Here is a 26,335-nt window from a genome sequence, read left to right as displayed (position 1 = left end):
CCACCGCGTGCACCGAAACGAACCGCAAGGACACCCGATGAAAACCCGCTTCCTCGTCACCGCCGCCACCCTCGTCACACTCGCCAGCGCGCCGGCCTTCGCCGGCTGGTCCGGCCACGGCACGGCCTACACGCCGCGCGGCACCTACAGCGGCGCGCATGCCGGTTCGTGCGGCGGTGGCAGCTGCTCGCATGCGGGCGGCGTGATCGGCCCCGGCGGCGGTCTCGCCACCAATACGGGCACCGTCACGCGCACCGCGCCGGGCCAGTTCTCGAACAGCGGCACGGCCGTCGGCCCGAACGGGCGCTCGGTCGAGCACAGCGGTGACACGAGCTGCGCGGACGGCACCTGCTCCCACACCGGTTCGCTGACGGGCTCGGACGGTCGCAGCGCGTCGACGTCAGGCAGCGTGACACGCAACGGCCCGGGCCAGTACACGTCGAGCGGCACGATCACGGGTTCGGGCGGCAACACGGCCAGCCACGCCGCATCGACGAACTGTGCAGGCTCGACCTGCTCGCGCTCGGGCACCGTGACCGGCACGGACGGCGGGAGCGTCACGCACTCCGGCAGCGCGACGCGCGTAGCGCCGGGCGTCGTGACGACGTCGGGTGGTTCGACGATCGTTCATGGCGGCACGGTGTCGGCCGGCGGCACGACGGTGATCCACGGCAGCACGGCAGCGGGCGGCGCGGTCGTCGTGGCTGGCGGGCCGGTGCCCGTGCCGGTGCCGATCCCGGTTCCCGTCGCACCGCCCCCGCCGGCCGCCGTGGTCGTGGCGGCAGCGCCGGCTACCGCCACGGTCGCCGTTGCCGCGCCGGCGCCAGCACCGGCCGCCGTCGTGGTTGCGGCAGCGCCGCCCGCACCGGCTGCCGTCATCGTCACGCCGCCGCCCCCGCCGCCGAAGGTCGTGCATGTCGCACCGCCGAAGGCCGTCGTGGTCACCCCCGCGCCGCGCGTCGTCTACGTCGCGCCGCCGCCGCCGAAGGTGCTGTACCTCGCACCGCCGCTGCCGCGCTCCGTGTACGTCGCCCCGCGCGCCGTGTATGTCGCTCACCCGCCGCGCGCCGTCGTCTGGGTGCCGGCCCACTGGGCCGGCCGCGTCTGGGTTCCCGCGCACTGGGCGTAATCCCGCATCGATCCGTTTCGCATGCCACCCGATTCAGTTTCATCAACCACCCAGCCGGCGCAGACCGTCGGCCACGCAAGGAGAAACCCCATGAAGTCCATCAAGAAGATGATTGCCGCCGTCGTTTTGTGTATCGTCTCAGCAGCAGCGTCGGCCCAGCAGGTGCCGCCGGGTGCGGCGGCCGGCGGCGCACGCGCCGAACATGCGCTGATGCAGTTGCAGACCCGCTTCGCCAACGCGAACACGACGCACGACGGCAAGCTCACCCGCGAGCAGGCCGCCGCGGGCATGCCGATGGTGGCGCAGCATTTCGACGAGATCGACGTGCAGCACAACGGCTACGTCACGCTCGCGCAGCTCGCCGGTTTCATGCGCCAGCGCATGGCGGCCCGCTGATCGCGGCGCGAGTCCGGCCGCGCGGCACGCACCGGGAGGCAGCCGATGGAACAGACCTGCAGGATCGTCGTGCTCGACGACGAAGCCGAGTTGCGCAACATGCTGCAGCGCTTCCTGACCGGCCACGGCTTCCAGGTCCGCGCGGTGGCCGACGGCAAGCGGCTCGACCGCCTGCTGCAGCGCGAACCGTACGACCTCCTCGTGCTCGATCTGATGATGGAGCCCGAGGACGGCCTGAGCGTGTGCCGGCGCCTGCGTGCCGAAGGCCAGACGCTGCCGATCCTGATGCTCACCGCGAAAGGCGACGCAGCGGACAAGGTCGTCGGCCTCGAGACGGGCGCCGACGATTACCTGGCCAAGCCGTTTCTCCCCGACGAACTCGTGGCCCGCATCCGGGCGCTGTTGCGGCGTCAGAAGATGGCGGCCGGCGAACCGACGGTGACGTCGCAACGGTTGCGCTTCGGCGCGTTTACGTTCGACGTCGGCCAGCAGACGCTGATGCGCGACGGCGTGCCCGTCGAGATCCATTCGGCGCAGATGCTGCTGTTGCATGCGCTCGGCTCGTCGCCGAACCGCGCGGTGAGCCGCGAGAACCTCCTCGCCCGCGCACGCGGCCGCGACCACGCCGCCCTCGACCGCAGCGTCGACGTACAGATCCTGCGGCTGCGCCAGATCGTCGAGGACGATCCTGGCAAGCCGCGCTTCATCAAGACGGTCTGGGGCATCGGCTACATGCTGGTGGCCGGCGTCGAATCGTGATGCGCATCCCGCTGCCGCGCTCGCTGCTCGCGCGCAACATCGCGCTGCTGGTCGCGCTCGTCGCGCTGTCGCTCGTCTGTTCGCTCGGCGTTCTGTTGCACTACGTGCAGCGTCCGCACATCGAGCGCGCATCGATCATCTTCTCCGACTACGTGCAGTTGCTCGACCGGACACTGGCCGGCCTGCCGCCCGACGCGAGCCGCACGATCGTCGCGCAGCTCGGCGGCCACGCGTCGCCGCCGCCTGCCGCGCCGCCGCATGCGCCGAACCTCGCGGCCTTCTTCCGCACCTGGCAGCGCGACGTGTTCATGCAGGCGCTCGAACGCCACTTGCCGCCCGACCTGCCGGCACGGTGGCAGTCGGGCGACGACGAACGCCTGTGGATCCGGCTCCATGCTGCCGGCTCGCCGGTATGGGTACCGCTGCCGATGGCCGCCGACGCGCAGGCGAGCGGCATCACGACGGCCCTTGTGCTGTCGGTCGCGCTGGCGCTGCTCGCGGCGCTGACGGGCTACCTGATCCAGCTCCACCTGAACCGGCCGCTCGATGCGCTGGCGCGCGCGGCGCAGCGCGTCAGCGCGGGCGAGCGGCCGCCGCCCCTGCCGACCGACGGCCCGACCGAAATCGCCGACGTGAGCCGCGCGTTCAACCGGATGGCCGACGCGCTGCAACAGGCGGAAGCGACCCGCTCGCTGATGCTGGCCGGCGTGTCGCACGACATTCGCACGCCGCTCACGAAGCTGCGCCTGGCGATCGCGATGGCACTGCCGCGCGGCACGCATGACGCGCTCACCGCGTCGGCCGAGCACTACCTCGACCAGATCGATACGATCCTGCAGCAATTCATGGATTACGCGGGCAGCGGCGAGCGCGAGACCCCGCAAACCGGCGACCTGAATGCGCTGATCGGCCAGCTCGTCGCGGATTTCGCGGGGCTCGGGCACGCATTCGAATTCGACGAAGGCGACGTGCCCGCGTTTGCATTCCGCCCGATCAGCCTGATGCGGCTGCTGATGAACCTGATGCAGAACGCGGTCGTCTACGGCCGCACGGGCCTCGGCGTTCGGACCTGGACCGAGCGCGGCATCGCATATGCGGTCGTCAGCGATCGCGGCAACGGCATCGGCGCCGCCGAACTCGAACGTCTCAAGGCGCCGTTCAGCCGCGGCGCGAATGCGCGCAGCCATGCGGGCGGCACGGGGCTCGGCCTTGCGATCGTCGAACGGATCGCCCGCCTGCATGGCGGTTCGCTGACGTTTCGCGACCGCGATGGCGGCGGCCTGGAAGCCGTCGTCGCGCTGCCGCTCGATCCGTCCGCGCCGGCCCGGCCGTCACTGTCGGCGTGACGGCCTGACAGCCTGATGGCTTGATGGCCCGAGTTCGTTGCGCTGCCACGCGCTCCGGCATGTGACATGCGCCGACATAATTCCTGCGTGGCGCGTGACACCCGACCTCCGCATACTTGCGCCTGCGTGTTGCGCAGCGGCATGAAACCTCTCCCTCGCCAGCAATCACGCCCCGCTTCCGATCGTTCGCGTTCCTGAATGCCGCGACAGTATCGGCAAATTCATCCAGGCCACGGAGATCGACATGTTCCCTTCCCTTCACACATTGGCTGCCCATGCCAAACGTCTGACCACCGCTGCGCTGATTGCCGGCGCGCTCGCGATGACCGGCTGCGCATCGACGGCAACCACGACCACGGCCGCAGCGCCTGCGGCCCGCACGCTGCCGCAGGTCCATGCGGATGTCGTCTATGTATCCGCGTTCGGCGTGGATACCACCGACGTCAAGGTCGACGGGGGAATGATCAACAAGCTCACGACGCTCGCCACCGGTTCGTCCGCCGACGCGAAGCGCCAGCAGAGCGCGCTGAAGACCCGCGACCAACTCGCCGACGCGCTCGTGCGCGAACTCCGGTCGCAAGGCATTCCCGCGCTGCGCGGCCCGGTCCCCGATGGCCGCGACGCGCTGGTAATCGAAGGCCGGTTCGATACGATCGACGCCGGCAACCGCCGCCGCCGCATCCTGATCGGGCTCGGTGCTGGCAAGAGCGAAGTGGGCGCATCGGTCACCGTGCTGTTCCAGCCGGCGCACGGCGCACCGCAGCCGCTCGGGACGTTCTCGGCCAGCGCGAACAGCGGCCACCTGCCCGGCATGGTCGAAACCGCCGGGGTGGGCGCAGTGGCCGGCCGCCTCGCGACATCGGCGGCAGTCGGCGCCGGCCTGCACGGTGCGTCGGAAGCGAAGCACGACACGGTGGCATCCGATACCGACCGCCTCGCGCGCTCGATCGCGAAGCAACTCGCCGCGCAGAATGCGGCGAATGCATGGCTGCCGACGGTGTCGGCAAGCTGACGCGCCGCGACGTCACGGGCACGGGCCGGCGGGCACGGATGCGGGCGGCCGGGCATAATGCGCGAGGCCGGTCCGGCGCGACGCGCGCCGCGATCGCCGTACCGGCCCCCCCGACTACCCGCGCCACCCCTGCTCGAATCCTGAATCCCAACCCGTCAATGCCATGCAAGTAATCGTCGTAGGAACCGGCAAGCTGGCCAACGAGCTGCTCAATGCGCACAAGCTCGATCCGGCAACCTGTCGCGTGATGCCGTGGTCGGACAGCCCGCAAACCGACGCAACGCGTAGCGACGCCGGACGTATCGACGCGCGACGTATCGACGCCCGACGTAGCGACGCGCGACGTATCGACGCCCGATCGATCGTCGTGCACGCCGGTTCCGGCCGCGAACTCCCCGCCGCGATTGCGTTCTGCCAGGCCACCGCGTCGCCACTCATCGAGTTGTCCACCGGCTCCGACCTCGAAACCGCGTCGCACGATTTCCCGGTCGTGCTCTGTCCGAACACGAACATCCTGATGCTCAAGTTCATGAGCATGCTGGAAACCAGCGGCCACCTGTTTCGCGATTGCGAAATCAGCCTGACCGAGTCGCATCAGGCCGGCAAGACGTCCGTGCCCGGCACGGCCGTCGGCATTGGCCAGTCGCTCGGCGTGCGGCCGGAGGACATCCGCTCCGTGCGCGACCCCGACGTGCAGCGCAGCGAATTCGGCATCCCCGACGATCAGCTCGGCCGCCATGCGGTGCACCGGATCCGCATCGACGACGGCGCATGCAGCCTGCAGTTCGAGTCGCGCGTGTACGGCGCGACGCCCTATGCGGATGGCGTATCGCGCATCGTCGAAGCCGTCCGGCAGCACGATCTCGAGAATCGCCAATATTCGATCGTCGAATTCATCCGCAACGGCTGGCTGTAATCGACGCGACGCGCGCGCCGGCTTGGCGCGGCTCACCGCGCAAAGCCGGCCGCGCCGTTGCCGCAGCGGCTGCTCACGCCGGCTCGCGCCACCGTTACCCGTCTCCCAGCACTGCACCGCTCTCCGGCAAGGTCGCGCCGCCGTCGACGACGATCGTCTGCCCCGTGATGTACGCCGCATCGGCCGATGCGAGAAACAGCATTGCGTTCGCGATGTCCTCCGGCTCGCCCATCCGCGCGAGCGGAATGTCGCGTGCGATCTGCGCCGCGACCGACGCGTCGCCGAGATTGCCGGCCGCCGGCGTACGGATCATCCCCGGCTCGACGCCGTTGACCGTCACGTTGCGACGCGCGAGTTCCAGCGCCGCCGCGCGAATAAAGCCGTTCACGCCGGCCTTCGACGCCGCGTAATGCGCGAGCCCCGGATAGACGACGCGCGGCCCCGTCACCGACGACGTGACGAGCAGCCGCCCGGCCCCCGCACGCTCGAATGCCGGCAATGCGGCCTGCGCGAGCCAGAACAACGCCGACAGGTTGACCGACAGCGTTCGTTCGAGCGTCGGCTCGTCGATCTGCGCGAACGGCGTCAGCGGAAAATACGCGGCGTTATGAATGACGACGTCGAGCCGGCCGCCGTCGCGCTCGACTGCCGCGACGAGTACCCCCAGTTCGTCGCGACTGGCTGCGTCGACCCGGTAGGCGCGCGCATCGCCGCCCGCACTGGCCAGCGCATCGGCCTGCGCAGCCGCCGCGTCGCCGTTCAGGTCGGCGATCGCGACGAACGCGTCGGATTCCGCGAAACGGCGTGCGATCGCCGCGCCGATCCCCTGCGCGGCGCCCGTGACGAGCACGACCCGCCCGCTGAAATCCGCACGCACGCGGCCGCTGCCCAGCACGGCATTCATCGCTGCGCCTCACCACCGAGCGGATGCACGGTTTCGTTCAGCACCTGCGCGTAAGCGCCGATCTGGAAGTTCGACAGCGACCCGAAATCGCCGCCCTGATAACCGAAGATCTTGCCGTCGGTCTTGCGCTGCGCGAGGTCGATCAGGACGACGCCCAGCGTCGGTACCACCTTTTCGCGCCACACGAACAGATACAGTTCGTCGGCGATCCTGAAGTAATGGCAACGGTCGACATCGGCCAGCCCGCCTTCGACGCCCTGCAGGCACTGCCACGCGTAGAAGTTCTCGTTCAGGTAGATGTGCTCGTAGCATTCGGTCGGGCTGTAACGGTACATCGTCCGCTTGCCGATCAGCTCGCGCGTGGGCGCGTGCAGCGGCCCCGGCTGCGCGTGACCACCGAGCGTGCCGTGCCGGAATTGCGCGTCGACACCCGTCAGCGGCAGCCCGCGTGCGACGCGCGTGAAGGCGTCGATGCGCGTGTCGGCTTCGGTCGGCAGCACGCCGACGACCGACGTCCAGACGCCATTGTCGAGATCGATCACGAGACTGGCCGACGTCGCGCGGGCCGCCGTGTCGATGTAGTCGACGAAGTACAGCCCGTCGCGCAGCCGCGTCACGCGACACGGCTCGCGGCCGCCCGTGCCGGTCGCCGCGTCACGCCACTGCAACGCGCCCGGCTCGAACGAATAGACGCGCCATGCGCCCGATGCGTCGCCGAGTGCGAGCGTTCGCCCGGCGAGCGCGTCGACGGACGCGAGGATGTTCGCTTCCGGCGCGAAGCCGTCCGCGAGCGCGCCAACCTGAATGAATACCGGATCCTGTCGTTCCACCTGCCGTCTCCCGCGCAGCTTCAGGCCCGGCGGGCCGTGTACGCTGCCGATGTGCACATGGTGCGGGCTGCGCGCGTCGCGCGGTATCCGCCAAAAGGATGAAGGGCGCGCGGCGCCGGAACGCGCTAAAGTGCACGTCATCCGCGCCGCGACCGGCGCGAGGAGCGCACATGCACCGTGTCACCCACTACCGACGCACCGGCGAAGGCATCGAGGCGATCAGCCTCGAATCCGACCGCGCGTTCCCGCGCCACGCGCACGACGAATTCGGGGTCGGCGTGATTGTCAGCGGTGCGCACCGGTCGTGGAGCGGCCGCGGGCAGGTCGACGCGCTGGCCGGCGACGCGATCATGGTCAACCCGGGCGAAGTGCACGACGGCTCGCCGATCGATGGCGGCACGGGCCGGCGCTGGCGGATGCTGTACCTCGCACCGGCGCTGGTCGCGGGCGTCGCGGCGGAAGAAGGCCTCGGCGGCGTCGAGCTGGTGCACCCGGCCGTGCGCGACGCGCGGCTCGCAGCCGCCGTCGGCCGGCTGCATGCTCGCATCGTCGCGGGAGAATCCAGGCCGCTCGCCCGCGACGAGGCACTCGTGATGCTCGTCGCCGGGTTGCTCGCCCGGCATGCGAACCGCACGCTGCCTGCGGCCGGCGTCGCGCCGGCGATCCGCGTCGCCCGGGAGCGGCTCGACGCGGCGCCGGCCGCCCCCGTTTCGCTCGCCGAACTGGCCGGCCTGAGCGGCGTGAGCCGCTTCCAGCTGCTGCGCGGCTTCGCGCGCGAGCTTGGCATCACGCCGCATGCGTACCTGATCCAGTCGCGCGCGCGGCTGGCGCGTGCGCTGCTCGCCAGCGGAATGCCGATCGCGGATGCCGCGTCCGAAGCCGGTTTTGCCGATCAGAGCCACCTGACGCGTGCGTTCGCACGCCAGTTCGGGATCACGCCGGGGCGGTTTGCGCAGGCGGTCTGACGCCACCGCTCTCCCGGCGCAACGGGCCGCCGGCCACACCGCATTCGGCGCTGGCTGCCACGGCGACGGCAACCCTTCCCCATACCGCCAAGCACACGCACCGCGTTCAACGCGCCTGCCCCGCTGCAATTTCGTTCAAGACGCACGTTGCCGCCGTACGCGACGATGCGGTGCATGAAGACCCGACTGATTGGCTATCTCTATCTCGCCGCCGCGATGGCGGGCGTCGGCAGTACCGTCATCGCGAGCCGTCTCGCGGCCGGCGGCCTGCCGCCGTTCGCGGCCACCGCGCTGCGCTTCCTGATTGCGACGCCGCTGCTGTTCGCACTGATGCGCGCACAACGGATGCGCTGGCCGCGCGTTTCCGCGCGCGACGCCGTCCTGCTCGTCATCCAGGCCGCGGCAGGCGGCGTCGGTTATACGGTGCTGCTGATCAACGGCACGAAGCTGTCGTCGCCGCTCGATGCAGGCGTGATGCTCGGCACGCTGCCGGCCATGTCGACGCTGATCGCGGCCATCGTGCTGCGCGAGCGGCAGACGCCGCGCGACTGGGTAGCCGCCGCGCTCGCCACGGCCGGCGTGTTGTTCGTCACGTTCGCCCCCGGCCACGCGATGCCGTCGCTCCAGACGCTGGCCGGCGATGCACTGGTGCTGGCCGCGGTCGCCTGCGAAGCCGTATTCATCCTGCTCAACCGGCGGCTTGCCGCGCCGCTGCCGCCGCTCGTGCTGTCCACCGCGATGTCGGGCCTTGGTTTCGCGCTCGCGCTCGTGCCGGCGGTATTCGAATGGCGCGCGGTCGCAGACGGCTGGACCGTCGGCGCCGTGTCGGCAATCGCCTACTACGCGCTGGTGCCGACCGTGCTCGGCTACCTGTGCTGGTACGCCGGTTCGGCGCGCACCAGCGGAACCGAGGCTGCGCTGTTCACGGCGGTCGCGCCGGTCTCGGCCGTGCTGTTCGCGGTCGCGCTGTTCGGTGAAACGCTGAACGTCACGCGAGTCGCCGGCATCGCGCTCGTCGTTGCAGGCATGCTCGTCGGCGCGACGCGGCGGCGCGAGCGGCTCGCCGACACGCACGACGCCCGGCCGGCCAGCCCCGCGCAAACCGCCGCCGACTGACCGCGGTCGTCGCGGGATTGCGGCAACGACAGCCACTTCCTCCCTTCACATGGCCCCTGGCCCGCGCGCCCGGCGACTGTAGGAATGTGTCCGTGTACCGCAAATCGATTGCGCACCACTCCGCAAGATGCAATATTCGCGTGGCCGGACCTTTGACAACCATCGAACAACAATCCGCCACGCAATGAACAGGAAGGAAGCCAAAACAAGAATCGCGGTGCTGCTCTCCGCGGGAACGAGGAAGGCCGACGCACTGGCCGAACTGTCCGGACAGGGGCTCAAGGATCGCGTGCTCGCGCACCTGATCGCATCGCGCCCCGACCCCGAGCGCTGCCGCAAGAACAAGGTGCACGTCCGGATCCTGATCGCGCTCGGTATCGCCCAACTGGCGATCAGCCTCATGCTCGCGTATTACTTCTTCGCAAGCGGCGCCGGCACGGGCCTCGTAGCCGTGTTCCTGGCGTTGACCGTGCCGCTGTCGCTGCTGTTCATCTGGGGCTTCGCGACCCATCGCGTCGGTGCCTATCACGCGTTCATCCTGCTGTCGCTGCTGCAGTTGCCGAAGACCATCGCCGAGCTCGGACGCGATCCGTCGACCGCGCTGCCGAGTCTCCTGATTACAGCCCTGCTGGTGGGCTACGTCTGGTACGTGCGCAACCGGATGTTCCCCGACTACGGCTGGTTCACGCCGCGCAAGGTCGAAGGCCGCTACGCGTTCGTCGAACACGCCTGACGCCGCGAGCGTCGGCACCGGCCGAAAAAAAGGCGCCGGGCCGCCCCGCAATCGCGGGACGGCCCGGCGCCTTCTGCATTCCGGAACCGGTCGGCTTACTTGGCCTTTTCAGCCGTATCGCTGATCGCCTGGCCACCCTTCGAAATGTCCTGGCCCATGCCGGCGACCGTGTTGCAACCGGCGAGCGCGGCGGTCACCACCAGCAGCATTGCAGCAATCGTACGCGTCATTCTCATTCTCCTTCGAATCAGCAAGCCCGACCGGGCGAATTGTTTGCGGCATGGCGCCCGGCAAGATGCCGGGCACGGGGCCTGATCTGATTATACGGAGACGAACGCGGCGCGCCAGTACGACGCCACCACGTGTGACACGCGCCACACAGCCCGTTCGAGCAGATTTTCCTTGACTTCATTGTGCCAGGAACTAATATACGCACCGCGTATATTTTCCGTCAGGAGCCGCCGATGACCGTTCCCCAGCAAGCCTTCCTCCGCGACGCGATGCGCCGCCTCAACATGACCCGCGAAGCGTTCGCCAATCGCATCGGCGTCAGCCGGCGCGCACTGGATACCTGGCTGTTGCCCGACGACTCGCAGGAATCGCGCGGGATGCCCGAGATCGTCGAGCGCTTCGTGTCGGAAATCGTCGAGCGCCCGGCGCCGGATAGCGGGGACTATACGCAAAGCGTAGACAAACAGGGGCTCTCGAAGCAGTTCCTGTTTGAAGGCAAGCCGCAATTGATCTCGGTCGACCAGTTCTCGCGTGATTCGGTCGAGGCGCTGTTCCGCGTGGCCGACGTGATGCAGCCGATCGCGCGACGCCACAAGATTTCACGCGTGCTGGAAGGCGCAGTGCTCGGCAACCTGTTCTTCGAGGCCAGCACGCGCACCCGCGTATCGTTCGGCGCGGCCTTCTGCCGGCTCGGCGGCTCGGTGTGCGACACGACGGGCTTCACCTTCTCGTCGATGGCCAAGGGCGAATCGATCTACGACACGAGCCGCGTGATGGCCGGCTACGTCGATGCACTCGTGATCCGCCACCCGGAGAAAGGTTCGGTGGCCGAGTTCGCGCGCGCGACCAACCTGCCCGTGATCAACGGCGGCGACGGCCCCGGCGAACACCCGAGCCAGGCGCTGCTCGATCTTTATACGATCCAGCGCGAGTTTTCGCGGCTCGGCAAGATCGTCGACGGCGCGCACATCGCACTGGTCGGCGACCTGAAGTACGGCCGCACCGTGCATTCGCTGGTCAAGCTGCTCGCGCTGTACCGCGGATTGAAGTTCACGCTCGTGTCGCCGCCGACGCTCGAGATGCCGGCCTACATCGTCGACCAGATCGCGACGAACGGCCATGTGGTCGAGCAGACCACCGACCTCGCGGCCGGGCTGCGCGGCGCGGACGTCGTCTACGCGACGCGGATCCAGAAGGAGCGCTTCACCGACGAGTCGTTCGAAGGCTACACGCCCGATTTCCAGATCAACCAGGCGCTCGTCGACTCGGTGTGCAAGCCCGACACGCTGATCATGCACCCGCTGCCGCGCGACAGCCGGCCCGGCGCGAACGACCTGTCGGTCGACCTGAACCGCGACCCGCGCCTTGCCATCTTCCGGCAAACCGACAACGGCATTCCGGTGCGGATGGCGATCTTCGCGGTACTGCTCGGCGTCGAGAATCTCGTCCAGCATTCGATGCGCGACGCGACGTGGCGCCCGCCGGCCTACCTCGGGCCGGAAGACGCGGTGTTTCACGGCGTCGATTGAACCGCATCCAGGAGCTCGCGCCCGCCTGCCATCGTTTCAGGCTCGCGAGCGCGCTCGCCTGAAGCAGAACGCGCCGCATCGCACGGCGCGTTTTGCTATTGGGGCGCAGCCTGCGGGAGCAGCAGCCGCGCGCTCGCTAGCGCGCCCACGGGTCGATTACGCGAATTCCCATCGCCTCGAACGGCGTGACGTCGCGCGTGGCAACGATCAGGCCGTTCGCCTCGGCCGTGCCGGCGATAAATCCATCGGAAGGCGCGATTGCGGCACCCGCGGCACGTGCGCGTGCACGAAGGCTCGCATACGCTTTGCTCGCAGCATCGTCGAATGGCAGGATCCGGCCGCGAAACAATGGCAGCACGCGCTGCTCGATGCTCTGATGCAGCCACTCTCGCCGGCGCCCTTCGGGCAATACAGCCACGCCCAACCGCATTTCCGCGAGACTGGTCGCGGCCAGAAACAGGGTCTCGACATTCTGGGCATCGAGCCACTCGATCACGGCCGCGCTCGGCTCGCGTCGCAGCGGTTCGGAAATGACATTCGTATCGACAAGGATCATTCGAAGCTCATCGGATCGGCGGGCGTCTTGTCGCGCTGGGCGTCGAAATCGAATCCGCCGGCCTCCTGCCCGATTGCCGCCAGCATCGTTCCCAGCTTCAGCCGCCCGCCTGGAAGCACGGCCTGTTCGAGAATGTCGCGTACTTCGGCTTCGGTGCTGCGGCCATGCTGGGCCGCGCGAATGCGAAGTGCTCGATGCACTTCATCGGGCAGATTTCGAACGGTGATCACCGGCATGATGCGCCTCGTCAAGATTGCTTTCAATGCAGTCATGTTAGCAATCTGCTGTCATACCAGGTGAACCGCGACACAGCCACTCTAACCGGCCCGACAAGCCCTTCATATCCGGCCGTTCGGCCAATCTCGCCGCCACACCCCCCTTTCACATTCGTCAACAATTCCCCAACAAACGAGAACAAGAACGCTTCTCATTTAACTTGAAATTACATAGAATGCCGCCTGAAAACAAATCGTAATAATTCCCGATGGCGTGCACATTTCCGCAGCGCACCGCCCCGGGGCCACACCGCGAGGTCGAAGCGCACCATGAAGTCACGTCCCGACGAGTTGAAGCTCGGCAAATTCACCACCCTGTGCAGCGTGCTCGCCGCAAGCCCGGCATTCGCGGCAGACGGCACGCCGCCGCCCGCCCCCGCCAGTACCGAAGGCCATCTCGCGCCGATCGAGATCCAGGGCAAGACCGAGCACAGCTACAAGGCCGACTTTTCCGCCTCCGCGAAATTCACCGCACCGCTCGTCGACACGCCGAAGTCCGTCACCGTGATCCCGCAGGAACTGATCCAGAGCAGCGGCGCGTCGACGCTGACCGAAGCGCTGCGCACCGTGCCCGGCATCACGTTCGGCGCCGGCGAAGGCGGCAACCCGCTCGGCGACCGTCCGTTCATCCGCGGCTACGACACGCAGGGCAGCATGTTCGTCGACGGCATGCGCGACACGGGCGCGACCACGCGCGAGATCTTCAACACCGAGCGCGTCGAGATCACCAAGGGTTCCGACGGCGCATACGGCGGCCGCGGCGGCGCAGGCGGCAGCATCAACCTGATCACGAAGGCCCCGCACCTCGGCACGACGGCCGCCGCGAGCGCGGGCCTCGGCACCGACCGCTATCGCCGCTTCACGGCCGACGGCAACTGGCAATTCGCCGATCACGCCGCGTTCCGCCTGAACCTGATGAGCCACAACAACGACGTCGCCGGCCGCGACGCCGTCAACAACGAGCGCTGGGGCGTCGCGCCGTCGATCGCGTTCGGCCTCGGCACGCCGACGCGCGTAACCGCGAGCTACTACCACCTGTCGACGGACGACATGCCGGACAGCGGCATCCCGTATTTCTATACGACGTCGAACAAGCCCGCAAACGTCGACACGATCTATCCGGCGCCCGTCGATCGCCACAACTTTTACGGCCTGATCGACCGCGATTTCCGCAAGACCACGTCGGACATCAGCACGATCAAGATCGAGCACGACATCACATCGTCGCTGACGATCCGCAACACCACGCGCTACACGGAATCGACGCAGGACTACATCTGGACGCAGCCGGACGACAGCCAGGGCAACGTGGTGAACGGCAAGGTCTGGCGACGCAACAACAACCGCGCCAGCTCGATCAACAGCCTCGCGAACCTGACCGAGCTGTTCGGCGAATTCCGCACGGGCCCGTTCAAGCACAGCTTCACGACCGGCATCGAACTGTCGCGCGAATGGGGCAAGCGCGACTCGTACAACGTCGCGACCGACACCGGCAAGATCTGCCAGAAAGGCATCGGCGCCGCATCGGGCTACAACTGCACGAGCCTGTGGTCGCCGAACCCGAACGACCCGTGGGCCGGTTCGATCACGCGCAACAACGACTACGCGCATGCACGCACCACGACGAAGTCGATCTACGGCTTCGACACGATCGAGATCACGCCGCGCTGGCAGGTCAACGCCGGCGTGCGCGTCGACGACTACTCGACCCGCTTCACCGACACCAAGGCCAACGGCGGCAAGACCACCACGCGCGACGACACGCTCGTGAACTGGCAGGCCGGCCTCGTGTTCAAGCCCGCGCAGAACGGCAGCATCTATGCGTCGTACGCGACATCGTCGACGCCGGCCGGCATGCTGCTCGGCGAAGGCAGCGAAACGCAGTCGCTCACGCCGGGCCGCGGCGGCGTCGGCTCGAACGCCGATCAACTGTCGCCGGAAAAGAACCGCAGCATCGAGCTCGGTACGAAGTGGAACGTGCTGAACGACAAGCTGTCGCTGACGGCCGCGCTGTTCCAGATCGACACGACGAATGCGCGCGTGACGCTGCCGAACAACCAGTACGCGATGGTCGGCAACAAGCGCGTGCAGGGTCTCGAACTCGGCCTCGCCGGCCAGATCACGAAGCAATGGCAGGTGTTCGGCGGCTACACGTACATGAAGAGCGAGCTGCGCGACAACGGCAAGGACAGCGCGAACAACGGCAACCGCTTCCCGAACACGCCGAAGCACAGCCTCACGATGTGGTCGAACTACGACGTGACGCCGAAGTTCACGGTCGGCGGCGGTGCGTTCTACATGTCGGAAGTCTTCGGCGATCCCGCCAACCTGCGTGCCGTGCCCTCTTACTGGCGCTTCGACGCGATGGCGCAGTACCGGATCAACAAGAAGCTCGACCTGCAACTGAACGTGAACAACCTGTTCAACCGCACGTATTTCGATCAGGCGTACCCGGCGCACTATGCGTCGATCGCACCGGGCCGCTCGGCGTTCGTCACGCTGAACGCGCGCTACTGATCGATGGAGGCCGTGTCGCTGAAGGCGCTCGCGTCGGTTTCGCCGCGCGAGTTCGCCGACATCCTGGCCGGGCCGCCCGAGCGCGCCGCCGCGTGGGTCGCGGCGGCCGCCGACAACGGCATCGTCGAGGCGCAGGCCGTCTACGGGCAGTACCTGCTCGACGGGCACGGCGTCGCGCGCGATCCGGCGGCCGCGTTCAACTGGTTCCGGCACGCGGCGCGGGCCGGCCACGCGATGGCGATGAACATGCTCGGCCGCTGCTACGAGTTCGGCTGGGGCACGGCCGCGTGCGCGCCGGTCGCCGTGTACTGGTACCGGCTCGCCGCGCACGCGGGGCTCGACTGGGGCATGTACAACTACGCGACGGCGCTCGCGCTCGGCAACGGCGTCGACGAGAACCGCACCGACGCACTCGACTGGTTCCGCCGTGCGGCCGCACTCGGCCATGCGAAATCGATCAACCTGATCGGCGGCTTCTACGAAGATGGCTGGGTCGTCGCGGTCGACACCGACGCCGCATTCGACCACTATCGCCGCGCCGCCGTTGCCGGCGACTTCCGCGGCCAGTTCAACCATGCGCGGCTGCTCGCCGAGCGCGGGCACATCGACGAAGCACTCGCGTGGCTCGCACGCGTGCCGGCCACCGCTACCCCCGCGTTCGTCGCGAAGATGCACGCGTATCTCGCGTCGTCGCCGATCGACGCATTTCGTGCGGCGGCGCTGCAGTTGCAGCCGCAGCCGCAGCCGCACAGCATGGAATCCGCAACATGATGCTTCATATCCCCGGCGTATTGACCAAGGCGCAGGTCGCGCAATGCCGCGACCACCTCGATGCGGCCGAGTGGGTCGACGGCAACGCGACGTCCGGCGCGCAGTCGGCGCTCGCGAAACGCAACCGGCAATTGCCGGAAGGCTCGCCTGCCGCACGCGCGGTGGGCGACGCGATCCAGGACGCGCTCGCACGCAATCCGCTGTTCTTTTCGGCAGCGCTGCCGTTGAAGGTCTTTCCACCGTTGTTCAATCGCTACGCAGGTGGCGAGACGTTCGACACGCACGTCGACAACGCGATCCGGCTGCTGCGCGGCACGGATTTCCGCGTGCGCAGCGACCTGTCGGCGACGCTGTTTCTCGAGGAACCCGATGCGTACGACGGTGGCGAGCTGTGTGTCGAGGATACGTACGGCGTGCATCGCGCAAAACTGCCGGCCGGCGATCTCGTGCTGTATCCGGCGTCGAGCCTGCATCACGTGACACCGGTGACGCGCGGCGAGCGTGTGGCGTCGTTCTTCTGGATCCAAAGCATGGTGCGCGACGACGGCGATCGCACGCTGTTGTTCCAGCTCGATACGCAGATTCAGGCGCTTTCCGCGGAAAAAGGCGCGAAGGATCCAATGGTCATTGCGTTGACGGGGATTTATCACAACCTGTTGAGGAAGTGGGCGGACGCGTAGCGCGAACGGGTAACGCTGTCTGCCCCGGGCGCTTGCGCCGCGTCGGAATCCATGACTAAAATGACCATCGTCAAATGACCATGCTCATATCATGATGCCGCACGCTCCCGTATCGAAATCCGAATTCAAGGCTCGCGCGCTCGAATACTTCCGGCTCGTCGAGGCGTCGGGTGAAAGCCTGATCGTCACCGACCACGGCAAGCCGACGCTCGAGATCAGGCCGTATCACGCACGCGAGGCTCAGCCGTTGGACATATTGCGCGGCTCGGTCATGCGCTACGACAATCCTCTCGATCCGATTGCGGAAGATGATTGGGAGGCGTCGCGGTGATTGTGCTGGATACGCATGCGTTGGTGTGGTGGGTGGCGGGCGATCCTTCGCTCAGCAAGAAAGCGCGCAGCGCGATCGATCGCGCACGGAGCGAAGGTGCGCTCGCCGCATCCGCGATCTCCGCGTGGGAGATTGCGATGCTGGTGCGCAACGACCGCCTCGCGCTGACGATGGATGTCGACGCGTGGCTCGCCACCGTCGCGCAGATCGACGGCATGCGCTTCGTGCCCGTCGATGCCGACATCGCCGCGAAATCCACCGACCTGCCCGGCACGTTCCACAAGGATCCGGCCGACCGCATGATCGTTGCGACCGCGCGTCGGCTTGGCGCGCAGTTGATCACCCGCGACGAAAAAATCCGCGCGTACGCGCACGTCAAGACGCTCTGGTGAGCGCCACCCGCCCACGTACCCAACCGCCGCACGTCCTCGGCCGGACTCTGGCATATTGGCGATTCGTCTGACCAAAACGACCGCAGCCGCGTCACCACATCGGCTCGTGACCCGCAATCACCATCTCGCCGCCCTGCCCGCTACCGTGATACCGCTCTCCGATCCTGCCGTCCGGTCGATCGCCCTGATGGAGTCGCACGAAGGGTTTGTCGATCTCGCCACCTACGATGAACGCATCGCCGTCGACCTCACCCGCAGCGTCGTCGAAAACACGAGCCCGCATTTCCTGAAGGTGCGCCGCGGCGTCGCCGAGCGGCTGGTGGCCGCCGCGCACGCGCTCCCCGCCGGCCTGCGCCTGTACGTGAAGGAAGGCTATCGTCCGCTCGCCCTGCAGCGCGAGTACTTCGCGAGCCATCTCGCGCAATTGCGCGCGACGCTGAATCCGCTGCCGTCCGACGACGCATTGGTCGAACTCGCGAGCCACTATGTCGCGCCGCCCGAAGTCGCCGCCCATCCGACCGGCGCCGCCGTCGACATTTCACTGATATCGGTGGACGGCATCGAAGCCGACATGGGCACCGTCATGAACGCCACCGACCAGGAATCCTCCGGCGCGTGCTACACGCACAACGCGTTCATCAGCCGCCCAGCCGCACGCAATCGTCAGATATTGATCGCCGCGCTGGCCAGCACGGGCTTCACGAATTACCCGTCCGAATGGTGGCACTGGTCGTTCGGCGACCGCTATTGGGCCGTCATCCAGAACGAATCGCACGCCATTTACGGTCCTGTCGAGGAAAGCATGCTCGACGAGGCATCGCGCTGACGGTCTTTCCGGCCTGACGGGCGCGAATCGGTAACATCCTCACTTGCCGATCCCCGCCCGCTCCCGCACAATCGCGGCACCTGCCTCACTCCCCCCGCGCCGATGTCCTATGCGTCACTCGCCACCGGCGTCCTGCTCGCCGGCGGCCTTGGTCAACGCTTCGACCCGAGCGGCCTGCACAGCAAGCTGCTCGCGCTGCTGCCCGACGGCACGCCGGTTGCGGTCGCCGCCGCCCGTCATCTCGCGGCAGCCACGGCCGACGTGATCGCCGTCGTCCGCCCTGGCGCCGAGAAACTCGCGATTCTGCTGAACGAAGCCGGCTGTCAGGTCGTCTATGCGCCCGACGCGTTGCGCGGCATGGGCGCAAGCCTCGCCGTCGGCGTACGCACGACGCCCGACGCGAGCGGCTGGCTCGTCGCGCTCGGCGACATGCCTTGGATCGCGGCTTCCACGTACGAAACGGTCACACGCGCGCTCGAGGCCGACAACGCCTCGATCGTCGCGCCCGCGCATCGCGGCGTACGCGGCCATCCGGTCGGTTTCGCCGCGCACCACTTCGATGCGCTCGCCGCGCTCGACGGCGACACGGGCGCCCGTGCGCTGTTCGCCAGCGCGCCGGTCAAGCTGCTCGACGTCGACGACCCCGGCATCCTGCGCGACGTCGACACGCCGGCGGATTTGCGCTGACCGCGGTCGTGCGGCGCCCGCCCCGGCGCGATCCCGCACGAAAACCGCCAATGCACGAACTTCGCCGACGATCGCCAACCCGCCGCAAGAATCCGCTGCAAACGCACGCCCGATTGCCTATAACGGAGACGAGGCGCACCCGCCGCGCGCCGCCGTCATGCACTGCGCGAGTTTTCCATGACCGACCACACGACCCCGACGCCCGAGCCACCGGCCGACCCGAACCGCGATCCGGAAGACGACCCGCTGTCGTCGCCGCCCGGTCATCACGACAACCCGCAACAACCGGACGGACCGCCGAGCAAAGACCCGGTTTAGCCGCGCGCCGGCCGCCCCGCGCCTCCGCCGCCATGCGCGACCACCGCGTGACGCGGGCTAGCGCGACGTATACCCGCCGTCGATCGGCAGCGACACGCCGCTGATCATCGACGCCGCATCGCTCAGCAGAAACAGGATCGGCTTGACGACTTCGTCCGGCTCAGCAAAGCGCCCGAGCGGAATCGCGGCCAGCATCGGCGCGCGCTTCTCCGGTTCGCTCCACGCGAACTGCGCCATCGGCGTGAGCGTGACGGTCGGGTTCACGCTGTTCACACGAATACCGTGCGGCCCGAGTTCGATGCACAGCACTCGCGTGATCGCATCCATCGCTGCCTTCGACGCGCAGTAGCTCAGATGCGCGGGCAGGCCGACGAGTGCGGCCTGGCTCGACACGTTGACGATGCTGCCCCGTGCGCGCGCCGCCCCGCGCCCGTCGCGTTCGATCATCTTGCGCGCGACGGCCCGTGCGACGAGCGCCGCACCGCGTGCGTTGACGGCCATCACGCGATCGAAATGCTCCGCGCCGACATCCAGAGCCGGTTCGAGCGACGCGATCCCCGCGCAATTGACGAGGCCGTCGAATGCATCGTGTGCGGCGAGCGCGGCGTCGATCGCATGCTCGTCGCCAGCGACATCGATATGCAACGTCTCGCACGCGGTCTCGCCGGCGAGTGTGTCGAGCGCGGCCATGTCGCGCGCCGCCGCGACGACCCGTGCACCCGCCTGCGCAAGCGCGACCGCACACGCGCGCCCGATCCCGCTCGATGCCCCCGTGACGAGCACCCGCGCACCGCTGAAATCGAATCGTGTTTTCATGATGATGTGCCCAGCCTGTGCATGATCGGCTTGAGTGTCGGATAGAGCGCCGTGTAGAGCGCGAACCGCGCGTCGTACGTGTTCGCGCTGGCGGCATCGGGCCGCGCGCGCTCGACGAGCGTGACCCAGCCACCCTGCGCATCGTCATGCGACACGAGCCCTGCCCCGACACCCGCGAGCAGCGCGGCGCCCATCGCGGCTTCGACATCCTGCTCGATCGTCCACACCGGAAAACCCGTCACGTCCGCGATGATCTGCATCCACAACGCCGAATGCGCCGCACCGCCGACGACGATCAACCGGTCGTCCAGCGCAACCGCGCCGCGGCGGCCGGCCTCGATGTTGTGTCGCAACGCAAATGCGACTCCTTCGAGCACCGCGCGATACAGGTGCGCGCGCGTATGCGCGAGACTCAGCCCGACGAACGCGCCGCTTGCCTGCGCATCCCACACCGGGCTGCGCTCGCCCATCAGATACGGCAGGAACAGCACGCCGTCGGCGCCGGCCGTCACGTTTTCGGCCGCCTGCTCGAGCAGCACGTGCGGATCGCCGTGCGGCAGCAGGCGCGCCGCATCGATTTCCGCCTGACAGAACTGGTCGCGGAACCATGCGACCGACGCGCCGGCCGTTATCGAGCCGCCGAACACGTACAGGTCGCGCTGCCCGTCGAACACGTGCGGCATGCTGACGAGCCCGTGCCGCGCATCGACGTGCCGGTTCACGTAGCCCCAGCACATGCTGGTGCCGATCATCGCGACATGCTGCCCGGTACGCGTCGCACCGGCCGCGAAAGTCGCGACGGCCGCATCGACGCCGCCCGCGACGACGGGCGTGCCGGCCGGCAACCCAAGCCGCTCCGTCCATTGCGACAGCATGCCGCCGACGATGTCCGTCGAATCGACGAGCCGCTCGGGCATCATCGTCGCCGGAATGCCGAGCATGTCGAGCGCATCGTCGGACCACTCGCGGCGCGCGACGTCGTACACGCCGCCGATATTGCCGGCTGAACTGTGATCGACCGCGACCTCGCCGGTCAGCAGGTAGATCACGTACGCGTTCGGCGGCAGGAAATAGCGCACGTTCGCCCATACGTCCGGCCGCTGGTCGCGCAGCCACAGCATCTTGGTGAAGCCATAGTAGCTGTCGACGCCATTGCCCGTGATCACGCGCAGCCGCTCGACGTTCACGTGCTCGTTGACCCAGTCGACTTCCGCGGTCGCGCGCCGGTCCATCCAGATCAGGCAGGGATGCAGCGGCCGCATGTCGATATCGACCGGAATGCCCGAGCCGCCGTACAGGCTGCTCACGCACACCGCTCGGATCGCGTCGGCCGGCACGCCCTGCGCGCGCGCGTCGCTCACGCAGCCCGCGACGCATTCGAGCACCGCGTCGAACCACACCTGCGGCCACTGCTCGGCCCACAGCGGGCGCGGCGTGTCGGGCTGGTAGCCGGCCGAACGCCGCGCGACGATCGTGCCATGCCGGTCGACCAGCAGCGCCTTGGTACTCTGCGTGCCGATGTCGACGCCTATCACGTATTCCATGATGTCTCCGGTGAGGCGCATGCCTGCCGCATCAGCGGGCCGGCTTCAGCAGCACCTTGATCGATTCCGGCGATTTCGCGACGCGGATCGCGTCGTCCCAGTCCTCGAGCGCGAAACCGTGCGTGACGATGCCTTTCGACGTGACGAGCCCGCGCGCGAGCAGGTCGATCGCGACCGGATAGCAGTATGGCCCAAGGTGCGCGCCGCGCACGTCGAGCTCCTTGCGGTCGCCGATGATCGACCAGTCGACGGTCGTATCCTCGCCGAACACGCTGAATTCGACGAAGCGGCCGAGCTTGCGGATCAGGTCGAGCCCCTGGTTCACGCCGACGGGCGCGCCGGTCGTCTCGATGTAGACGTCGCAGCCGTAGCCGTCGGTGAGCGACCTGACGATCTCGCGCGCGTCGTCGCGCTTCGGGTTGATCGTCACGTCGGCGCCGTACTGCCGCGCAAGTTCGAGTCGCTCGTCGATCAGGTCGATCACGACGAGTTTCTTCGGCGTCTTCAGGTGCGCGACCTGCGTCATCATCAGGCCGAGCGGGCCCGCCCCCGCAATCACGACGACGTCGTCGAGCTGGACGTCGCCGCGGTTCACCGTATGGATCGCGCACGACAGCGGCTCGATGATCGCCGCGTCCTCGAGCGATACGCTGAGCGGGATCTTGTGGACGATCGCGGTCGGCGGAATCCGCATGTACTCGGCCATCCCGCCGTCGGCGACTTCGCGCTGGAAGCCGAAGATGTTGTGCACTTCGCACATCCAGTACTGGCCCGACTTGCAATAGCGGCACTTGCCGCACGGCACGATCTGCTCGGCGATCACGCGATCGCCCATTGCCACGCCGAAATGCCCGGCCGCGCCGTCGCCGAGCGCTTCGACGTAGCCGAAGAATTCATGGCCGGGAATCACGGGCGCCTTCACCCACGGGTTCGGGCCGCCCCAGAACATCTTCGCGCCCGTATAGCACTTGCAGTCGCTCGCGCAGATCCCGCATGCGGCAATGCGGATCACGAGCTCGTTCGTACCGGGTCGCGGCCTCGCGACCTGCTCGACGCGGTAATCCTCGGGGCCGTGGCAAACGACCGCGGTCATCCGCGGCTGGGCTTCGGGTGTCGTCATGAGTTGTCTCGTTCGTTGATGATAGGGATTGCTGATCGATTGGATCGCTACCGCGACCGTTCGCGGCTGATGTAGATCGCGAGCAGGATGATTCCGCCCTTGATCACGTTCTGCACATACGGGTTCACGCCGATCATGTTCAGCCCGTTGTTGAGCACGCCGAGCAGCAGCGCACCGACCAGCGTGCCGAGGATCGCGCCGCGCCCGCCGGAGATCGACGTGCCGCCCATCACGACGGCCGCGATCGCGTCGAGCTCGAAGCCGACACCCGCGTTCGGCTGCCCGCTCATCAGCCGGCCCGTCAGCACGATCGCGGCCAGCGCCGACGTGAGCCCGGCCAGCGTGTAGACGATCAGCTTCACGCGTGCGACGCGCACACCGGTGAGCCGCGTCGCCTGCTCGTTGCCGCCGATCGCATACACGTAGCGGCCGAACGGCATCCGGTCGAGCAGCAGCCACGCAATCGCGTAGACCACCAGCATGATCAGCACGGGCGCCTGAATGCCGAGCACCTTGCCGCTGCCGAAGAACGCGACCCAGTCGGGCAAACCGTCGATCGGATAGCCGCCCGTGTAGATCAGCGCGAGGCCGCGCGCGATGCCCATCGTCGCGAGCGTGACGATGATCGGCGGCATCCCCGCGAACGCGACGAACACGCCGTTCAGGAAACCGAAGCCAAGGCCGACCGCGATGCCGATCGCGAGCGCGGCGACCGCGTTGACGCCCGCGACCATCAGCCCGGCCGCGAGCGTTCCCGATAACGCCATCACCGAGCCGACCGACAGGTCGATCCCGCCGGTCAGGATCACGCAGGTCATGCCGACCGCGATGATCGCGTTGATCGACACCTGGCGCAGCACGTTCTCGAGGTTCGCGGCGGACAGGAAGCTCGGGCTCGCGATCATCATCGCAATGCACACGACGATCAGGCCGACGAGCGGATAGAACAGCGTCGAGCGCCGCAGTTGCGCCCACATCGCGCGCGGCGGCGGTGCATCGCCGTTTCCGGCGGCGGCCGCGAGTGTCGTGGAAGGCGTGGAAGAAGAATCAGGCAGGTTCATGGGTCGCTCCTCGCGTGCCGGCCGTGGCATAAGTCATGACCGCGTCGGGATCGATCTCGTCGCCTTCGAGCGTCGCCTCGATGCGTCCTTGCCGGAATACGGCGACGCGATCGCACATGCCGACGATTTCCGGCAGCTCGGACGAGATCATGATGATGGCGTAGCCGCGCGCGGTGAGTTCGCGCATCAGCCCGTAGATTTCGGCTTTCGCGCCGACGTCGATGCCGCGCGTCGGCTCGTCGAAGATCAGCACCGACGTGTGATGGTTCAGCCAGCGCGCGATCACGACCTTCTGCTGGTTGCCGCCGGACAGCGTCGCGACCTCGGTATGGATCGACGGTGCCTTCACGCCCACGCGCCGCATCACGTCGTGCGTCGTGCGCGCCTCGCTGCCGCGGTCGATCAGCCAGCGCATCGACCGGTATTTGCCGAGGTTGTTCAGCGAGATGTTGTCGCGGATCGAGAACGACGTGACGAGCCCTTCCGTCTTGCGGCTTTCCGGCAGGATGCCGATACCCGCGCGCAACGCGTCGGCCGGATCGGCGAGCTTCGCGGCCGCACCGCGCACGCGCACTTCCTTGCGATGCACGCGCGTCGCGCCGATCACCGCGAGCGCGGTTTCGGTGCGGCCCGAGCCGACCAGCCCGGCGAAGCCGAGGATCTCGCCGGCATGCAGCGTGAAGCGGTTCACGGGGCCATCGCGTTCGATCTGCAGCGCATCGACTTCGAGCACAGCTGGCGCATCGGCCACGCGCGTCGGCTTCGGCGGGAAACTGCTCTCGATCCGCCGTCCGACCATCATCCGCACCAGTTGCTCGACGTCGGTGCGCGCAACGTCGGTCGTCGCCACATACTGGCCGTCGCGCAGCACCGTGATGCGGTCGCACACCGCGAAGATTTCCTCGAGATGATGCGAGATGAAGATCATCGCGACGCCCTGCCGCTTCAGCTCGCGCATGATCGCGAACAGGTGCCCGGCCTCGGCCGGCGTGAGCGTGGCGGTCGGTTCGTCGAGGATCAGGATGCGCGCGTCGAGCGACAGCGCCTTGCCGATCTCGACGAACTGCTGCTGCGCGACCGACAGCGCGCGGATCGGCGCATCGAGATCGATCGCCACCCCGAGCCGCGCGAAGATCGCGGCCGCCGCGCGGCGCATCCGCTTGCGGTCGCGCGCGCCCCAGCGGTTGCGCAGCTCGCGGCCGAGGAACAGGTTGTCGACGGCATCGAGATGCGGAATCAGGCTGAATTCCTGAAACACGATGCCGACGCCGGCCGCGACCGCGTCGTGATAGTCCGCGAAATGGCGCGCGGCGCCGTCGATCTCGATCGTGCCGGTATCCGGCCGATGAATGCCGCACAGGATCTTCATCAGCGTCGACTTGCCCGCACCGTTCTCGCCGAGCAGCGCATGGATCTCGCCGCGCGCGATCTCCAGATGAATGTCGGACAGCGCCTTCACGCCCGGAAAACTTTTCGTGATGTGGCTGAGCCTGAGTATCGTGTCCATCGGCTTCTCCGTGCGAAAGGCGCCGGCCGAGCCGCCGCCCTTCTCGTCACGTCGTACGTCGTTCACCAGCTGAAGCCCTTCGCGTTGCCGCGATCGACGACCTTCACGTCGACCGGGATCGCCTTCGGCACCGTCGCGCCCCACTTGCGCGCGATCGCGATGCCGAGCGCGATGCGCACCTGGTCGGCCGGGAACTGCGCGGTCGTCTCGATGAACTTCGAGTTCGGTTTCTGGATCGCGGGCGATCGCCTCGGGCGCGCCATCGACGCTCGTCAGCTTGATGTCCTTGCCGGAACCCTCGATCGCGGCGAGCGCGCCCATCGAGCCGCCGTCGTTCACGCTGAAGATGCCCTTCAGGTTCGGATGCGCGGAAATCATGTTTTCGGTGACCGACAACGCGGTCGCGCGCTCCTGCTTGCCGTTTTGCGTATCGACGAGCTTCACGTTCGGGAATTTCGCGAGCCCGGCCTTGCAGCCGCGCACGCGTTCGAGAATCGGCACGACCGGAATGCCGTCGAGGATCGCGACCTCGCCGCTGCCGCCGATCGCCTTCGCGAGGTATTCGCACGACATCACGCCCGCGTCGTAATTCTTCGAGCCGACGAACGAATCGACGGGCCCGTTCGCGTTCGCGTCGACGGCGACGACCACCGCACCGGCCTTCTTCGCCTGCGTGATCGCCGACTGGATGCCGGTCGAATCGGTCGGGTTCACGAGCAGGATGTCGATCTTCTTCTGCAGCATGTCCTCGACGTCGCTCACCTGCTTGCTGACGTCGTGATGCGCGTCGGTGACGACGACCTGCGCGCCGATCGATGCAGCCGCGTCGTTCAGCGCCTTCTGCATCGTCACGAAATACGGGTTGTTCAGCTCCTGGAACGTCATGCCGATCCGCAGCGGCGCGGCCTGCGCGGCCGTGACGGGCAGCCAGGCCGCGGCGGCGAGCGCGGCAACGGCCGCCATGCGGGCGGCGCGACGAGAGGATGAAGCGGGCGATGCATGCGTCATGGCGGTGTCTCCGGAGTTGTGTGCAGCTTTTTCGTGGGTGAGTGAGCCCCTCGCGACGTG

General features: G+C 67.8%; 28 protein-coding genes. 18 read left to right on the top strand and 10 right to left on the bottom strand.

All coding sequences use genetic code 11. The annotated features are described in order from the left end of the window. Positions 1-37: 37 nt before the first annotated feature. From KEC55_RS16870 to KEC55_RS16845, 6 genes are all read left to right on the top strand, one after another. Positions 38-1,129 carry a hypothetical protein gene (locus tag KEC55_RS16870; RefSeq protein WP_282508927.1) on the top strand — a complete coding sequence of 364 codons (1,092 nt, stop codon included), beginning with the start codon at positions 38-40 and terminating at the stop codon, positions 1,127-1,129. Between the two features lie 90 nt (positions 1,130-1,219). Next, positions 1,220-1,525, top strand: coding sequence for an EF-hand domain-containing protein (locus KEC55_RS16865; RefSeq protein WP_244137758.1), 306 nt, complete (start codon positions 1,220-1,222; stop codon positions 1,523-1,525). Positions 1,526-1,570: 45 nt separating this feature from the next. After that, a complete protein-coding gene (locus KEC55_RS16860; RefSeq protein WP_282508926.1) occupies positions 1,571-2,284 on the top strand; it encodes a response regulator in 714 nt (237 codons plus the stop codon). Further along, positions 2,284-3,630 (top strand): ATP-binding protein, encoded by a 1,347-nt coding sequence (locus tag KEC55_RS16855; RefSeq protein ID WP_282508925.1) that lies wholly within the window; start codon positions 2,284-2,286, stop codon positions 3,628-3,630. The genes KEC55_RS16860 and KEC55_RS16855 overlap by 1 nt, the downstream gene beginning before the upstream one ends. A 244-nt stretch (positions 3,631-3,874) precedes the next feature. Beyond that, the gene (locus KEC55_RS16850; protein WP_282508924.1) at positions 3,875-4,642 is read left to right on the top strand and encodes a DUF4410 domain-containing protein; all 768 of its coding nucleotides are present in this window, start codon (positions 3,875-3,877) and stop codon (positions 4,640-4,642) included. A gap of 163 nt (positions 4,643-4,805) precedes the next feature. Next, positions 4,806-5,558, top strand: a complete 753-nt coding sequence (locus KEC55_RS16845; RefSeq protein ID WP_282508923.1) for a dihydrodipicolinate reductase C-terminal domain-containing protein — start codon at positions 4,806-4,808, stop codon at positions 5,556-5,558. A 94-nt stretch (positions 5,559-5,652) separates the two neighbouring features. On the opposite strand, the gene KEC55_RS16840 is transcribed toward KEC55_RS16845, so the two are convergent. Together KEC55_RS16840 and KEC55_RS16835 are read right to left on the bottom strand one after the other, a co-directional pair. Beyond that, a complete protein-coding gene (locus tag KEC55_RS16840) occupies positions 5,653-6,462 on the bottom strand; it encodes an SDR family oxidoreductase (RefSeq protein ID WP_282508922.1) in 810 nt (269 codons plus the stop codon). After that, positions 6,459-7,292 carry a molybdenum cofactor biosynthesis F family protein gene (locus KEC55_RS16835; RefSeq protein WP_282508921.1) on the bottom strand — a complete coding sequence of 278 codons (834 nt, stop codon included), beginning with the start codon at positions 7,290-7,292 and terminating at the stop codon, positions 6,459-6,461. The genes KEC55_RS16840 and KEC55_RS16835 overlap by 4 nt, the downstream gene beginning before the upstream one ends. Positions 7,293-7,462: 170 nt before the next feature. Between KEC55_RS16835 and KEC55_RS16830 the strand changes: the two genes are divergently transcribed. From KEC55_RS16830 to KEC55_RS16820, 3 genes are all read left to right on the top strand, one after another. Continuing rightward, positions 7,463-8,257 (top strand): AraC family transcriptional regulator, encoded by a 795-nt coding sequence (locus tag KEC55_RS16830; protein ID WP_282508920.1) that lies wholly within the window; start codon positions 7,463-7,465, stop codon positions 8,255-8,257. A 174-nt stretch (positions 8,258-8,431) separates the two neighbouring features. Next, entirely contained in the window at positions 8,432-9,373 is a 942-nt protein-coding gene (locus KEC55_RS16825; RefSeq protein ID WP_282508919.1) for a DMT family transporter, read from the top strand. A 184-nt stretch (positions 9,374-9,557) separates the two neighbouring features. Beyond that, positions 9,558-10,106, top strand: coding sequence for a permease (locus KEC55_RS16820; protein ID WP_282508918.1), 549 nt, complete (start codon positions 9,558-9,560; stop codon positions 10,104-10,106). A gap of 95 nt (positions 10,107-10,201) precedes the next feature. On the opposite strand, the gene KEC55_RS16815 is transcribed toward KEC55_RS16820, so the two are convergent. Continuing rightward, the gene (locus KEC55_RS16815) at positions 10,202-10,336 is read right to left on the bottom strand and encodes an entericidin A/B family lipoprotein (RefSeq protein ID WP_009688930.1); all 135 of its coding nucleotides are present in this window, start codon (positions 10,334-10,336) and stop codon (positions 10,202-10,204) included. A gap of 234 nt (positions 10,337-10,570) precedes the next feature. Between KEC55_RS16815 and KEC55_RS16810 the strand changes: the two genes are divergently transcribed. Continuing rightward, positions 10,571-11,866 (top strand): aspartate carbamoyltransferase, encoded by a 1,296-nt coding sequence (locus KEC55_RS16810; protein ID WP_282508917.1) that lies wholly within the window; start codon positions 10,571-10,573, stop codon positions 11,864-11,866. Between the two features lie 136 nt (positions 11,867-12,002). Here KEC55_RS16810 and KEC55_RS16805 read toward each other — a convergent pair whose 3' ends face one another. Together KEC55_RS16805 and KEC55_RS16800 are read right to left on the bottom strand one after the other, a co-directional pair. Then, entirely contained in the window at positions 12,003-12,422 is a 420-nt protein-coding gene (locus KEC55_RS16805; RefSeq protein WP_282508916.1) for a PIN domain-containing protein, read from the bottom strand. Further along, positions 12,419-12,658, bottom strand: a complete 240-nt coding sequence (locus KEC55_RS16800) for a FitA-like ribbon-helix-helix domain-containing protein (RefSeq protein WP_059619278.1) — start codon at positions 12,656-12,658, stop codon at positions 12,419-12,421. The genes KEC55_RS16805 and KEC55_RS16800 overlap by 4 nt, the downstream gene beginning before the upstream one ends. A 309-nt stretch (positions 12,659-12,967) precedes the next feature. Here KEC55_RS16800 and KEC55_RS16795 point away from each other — a divergent pair, with 309 nt between their 5' ends. From KEC55_RS16795 to KEC55_RS16760, 8 genes are all read left to right on the top strand, one after another. Further along, complete coding sequence (locus KEC55_RS16795) at positions 12,968-15,214, top strand: TonB-dependent receptor (RefSeq protein WP_282508915.1); 2,247 nt, start codon at positions 12,968-12,970, stop codon at positions 15,212-15,214. Positions 15,215-15,217: 3 nt separating this feature from the next. Then, positions 15,218-15,985 carry a tetratricopeptide repeat protein gene (locus KEC55_RS16790; protein WP_282508914.1) on the top strand — a complete coding sequence of 256 codons (768 nt, stop codon included), beginning with the start codon at positions 15,218-15,220 and terminating at the stop codon, positions 15,983-15,985. Next, positions 15,982-16,665, top strand: a complete 684-nt coding sequence (locus KEC55_RS16785; RefSeq protein ID WP_282508913.1) for a Fe2+-dependent dioxygenase — start codon at positions 15,982-15,984, stop codon at positions 16,663-16,665. The genes KEC55_RS16790 and KEC55_RS16785 overlap by 4 nt, the downstream gene beginning before the upstream one ends. Before the next feature lie 91 nt (positions 16,666-16,756). Continuing rightward, positions 16,757-16,996, top strand: coding sequence for a type II toxin-antitoxin system Phd/YefM family antitoxin (locus tag KEC55_RS16780; RefSeq protein ID WP_011659184.1), 240 nt, complete (start codon positions 16,757-16,759; stop codon positions 16,994-16,996). Next, positions 16,993-17,388 (top strand): type II toxin-antitoxin system VapC family toxin, encoded by a 396-nt coding sequence (locus tag KEC55_RS16775; protein WP_176049919.1) that lies wholly within the window; start codon positions 16,993-16,995, stop codon positions 17,386-17,388. The genes KEC55_RS16780 and KEC55_RS16775 overlap by 4 nt, the downstream gene beginning before the upstream one ends. A gap of 187 nt (positions 17,389-17,575) precedes the next feature. After that, a complete protein-coding gene (locus KEC55_RS16770; RefSeq protein ID WP_282508912.1) occupies positions 17,576-18,214 on the top strand; it encodes a M15 family metallopeptidase in 639 nt (212 codons plus the stop codon). A gap of 102 nt (positions 18,215-18,316) precedes the next feature. Then, positions 18,317-18,901, top strand: a complete 585-nt coding sequence (locus KEC55_RS16765) for a nucleotidyltransferase family protein (RefSeq protein WP_282508911.1) — start codon at positions 18,317-18,319, stop codon at positions 18,899-18,901. A 177-nt stretch (positions 18,902-19,078) separates the two neighbouring features. Continuing rightward, entirely contained in the window at positions 19,079-19,219 is a 141-nt protein-coding gene (locus tag KEC55_RS16760; protein WP_021158153.1) for a hypothetical protein, read from the top strand. Positions 19,220-19,276: 57 nt separating this feature from the next. On the opposite strand, the gene KEC55_RS16755 is transcribed toward KEC55_RS16760, so the two are convergent. Genes KEC55_RS16755 through KEC55_RS16735 form a run of 5 tightly spaced genes read right to left on the bottom strand, consistent with a single transcriptional unit; the run spans position 19,277 to position 26,275 of the window. Continuing rightward, positions 19,277-20,035 (bottom strand): SDR family oxidoreductase, encoded by a 759-nt coding sequence (locus KEC55_RS16755; protein ID WP_282508910.1) that lies wholly within the window; start codon positions 20,033-20,035, stop codon positions 19,277-19,279. Beyond that, on the bottom strand, positions 20,032-21,579 hold the full coding sequence (locus tag KEC55_RS16750; RefSeq protein ID WP_282508909.1) for an FGGY-family carbohydrate kinase: 1,548 nt from the start codon (positions 21,577-21,579) through the stop codon (positions 20,032-20,034). Before KEC55_RS16750 ends, KEC55_RS16755 begins: the two co-directional genes overlap by 4 nt. 31 nt (positions 21,580-21,610) lie before the next feature. After that, positions 21,611-22,699 (bottom strand): alcohol dehydrogenase catalytic domain-containing protein, encoded by a 1,089-nt coding sequence (locus KEC55_RS16745; protein WP_282508908.1) that lies wholly within the window; start codon positions 22,697-22,699, stop codon positions 21,611-21,613. A 47-nt stretch (positions 22,700-22,746) separates the two neighbouring features. Continuing rightward, positions 22,747-23,760: an ABC transporter permease gene (locus KEC55_RS16740; protein WP_282508907.1), complete on the bottom strand. Its 1,014-nt coding sequence runs from the start codon at positions 23,758-23,760 to the stop codon at positions 22,747-22,749. After that, positions 23,747-26,275 (bottom strand): substrate-binding domain-containing protein, encoded by a 2,529-nt coding sequence (locus tag KEC55_RS16735; RefSeq protein ID WP_282508906.1) that lies wholly within the window; start codon positions 26,273-26,275, stop codon positions 23,747-23,749. The genes KEC55_RS16740 and KEC55_RS16735 overlap by 14 nt, the downstream gene beginning before the upstream one ends. Between the last annotated feature and the right edge of the window lie 60 nt (positions 26,276-26,335).

It is taken from the genome of Burkholderia cepacia (assembly GCF_029962485.1).
Classification (GTDB): domain Bacteria; phylum Pseudomonadota; class Gammaproteobacteria; order Burkholderiales; family Burkholderiaceae; genus Burkholderia.
Note: the sequence above shows the minus strand (reverse complement) of the source record. Positions and strands in the feature narration are given on the sequence as shown.

Bases quoted from the DNA above. Each gene is read 5' to 3' on its own strand.
- KEC55_RS16870 (WP_282508927.1), top strand. From the start codon at position 38: ATGAAAACCCGCTTCCTCGTCACCGCCGCCACCCTCGTCACACTCGCC.
- KEC55_RS16865 (WP_244137758.1), top strand. From the start codon at position 1,220: ATGAAGTCCATCAAGAAGATGATTGCCGCCGTCGTTTTGTGTATCGTC.
- KEC55_RS16860 (WP_282508926.1), top strand. From the start codon at position 1,571: ATGGAACAGACCTGCAGGATCGTCGTGCTCGACGACGAAGCCGAGTTG.
- KEC55_RS16855 (WP_282508925.1), top strand. From the start codon at position 2,284: ATGCGCATCCCGCTGCCGCGCTCGCTGCTCGCGCGCAACATCGCGCTG.
- KEC55_RS16850 (WP_282508924.1), top strand. From the start codon at position 3,875: ATGTTCCCTTCCCTTCACACATTGGCTGCCCATGCCAAACGTCTGACC.
- KEC55_RS16845 (WP_282508923.1), top strand. From the start codon at position 4,806: ATGCAAGTAATCGTCGTAGGAACCGGCAAGCTGGCCAACGAGCTGCTC.
- KEC55_RS16840 (WP_282508922.1), bottom strand. From the start codon at position 6,462: ATGAATGCCGTGCTGGGCAGCGGCCGCGTGCGTGCGGATTTCAGCGGG.
- KEC55_RS16830 (WP_282508920.1), top strand. From the start codon at position 7,463: ATGCACCGTGTCACCCACTACCGACGCACCGGCGAAGGCATCGAGGCG.
- KEC55_RS16825 (WP_282508919.1), top strand. From the start codon at position 8,432: ATGAAGACCCGACTGATTGGCTATCTCTATCTCGCCGCCGCGATGGCG.
- KEC55_RS16820 (WP_282508918.1), top strand. From the start codon at position 9,558: ATGAACAGGAAGGAAGCCAAAACAAGAATCGCGGTGCTGCTCTCCGCG.
- KEC55_RS16815 (WP_009688930.1), bottom strand. From the start codon at position 10,336: ATGACGCGTACGATTGCTGCAATGCTGCTGGTGGTGACCGCCGCGCTC.
- KEC55_RS16810 (WP_282508917.1), top strand. From the start codon at position 10,571: ATGACCGTTCCCCAGCAAGCCTTCCTCCGCGACGCGATGCGCCGCCTC.
- KEC55_RS16805 (WP_282508916.1), bottom strand. From the start codon at position 12,422: ATGATCCTTGTCGATACGAATGTCATTTCCGAACCGCTGCGACGCGAG.
- KEC55_RS16800 (WP_059619278.1), bottom strand. From the start codon at position 12,658: ATGCCGGTGATCACCGTTCGAAATCTGCCCGATGAAGTGCATCGAGCA.
- KEC55_RS16795 (WP_282508915.1), top strand. From the start codon at position 12,968: ATGAAGTCACGTCCCGACGAGTTGAAGCTCGGCAAATTCACCACCCTG.
- KEC55_RS16790 (WP_282508914.1), top strand. From the start codon at position 15,218: ATGGAGGCCGTGTCGCTGAAGGCGCTCGCGTCGGTTTCGCCGCGCGAG.
- KEC55_RS16785 (WP_282508913.1), top strand. From the start codon at position 15,982: ATGATGCTTCATATCCCCGGCGTATTGACCAAGGCGCAGGTCGCGCAA.
- KEC55_RS16780 (WP_011659184.1), top strand. From the start codon at position 16,757: ATGATGCCGCACGCTCCCGTATCGAAATCCGAATTCAAGGCTCGCGCG.
- KEC55_RS16770 (WP_282508912.1), top strand. From the start codon at position 17,576: ATGGAGTCGCACGAAGGGTTTGTCGATCTCGCCACCTACGATGAACGC.
- KEC55_RS16765 (WP_282508911.1), top strand. From the start codon at position 18,317: ATGTCCTATGCGTCACTCGCCACCGGCGTCCTGCTCGCCGGCGGCCTT.
- KEC55_RS16760 (WP_021158153.1), top strand. From the start codon at position 19,079: ATGACCGACCACACGACCCCGACGCCCGAGCCACCGGCCGACCCGAAC.
- KEC55_RS16755 (WP_282508910.1), bottom strand. From the start codon at position 20,035: ATGAAAACACGATTCGATTTCAGCGGTGCGCGGGTGCTCGTCACGGGG.
- KEC55_RS16750 (WP_282508909.1), bottom strand. From the start codon at position 21,579: ATGGAATACGTGATAGGCGTCGACATCGGCACGCAGAGTACCAAGGCG.
- KEC55_RS16745 (WP_282508908.1), bottom strand. From the start codon at position 22,699: ATGACGACACCCGAAGCCCAGCCGCGGATGACCGCGGTCGTTTGCCAC.
- KEC55_RS16740 (WP_282508907.1), bottom strand. From the start codon at position 23,760: ATGAACCTGCCTGATTCTTCTTCCACGCCTTCCACGACACTCGCGGCC.
- KEC55_RS16735 (WP_282508906.1), bottom strand. From the start codon at position 26,275: ATGACGCATGCATCGCCCGCTTCATCCTCTCGTCGCGCCGCCCGCATG.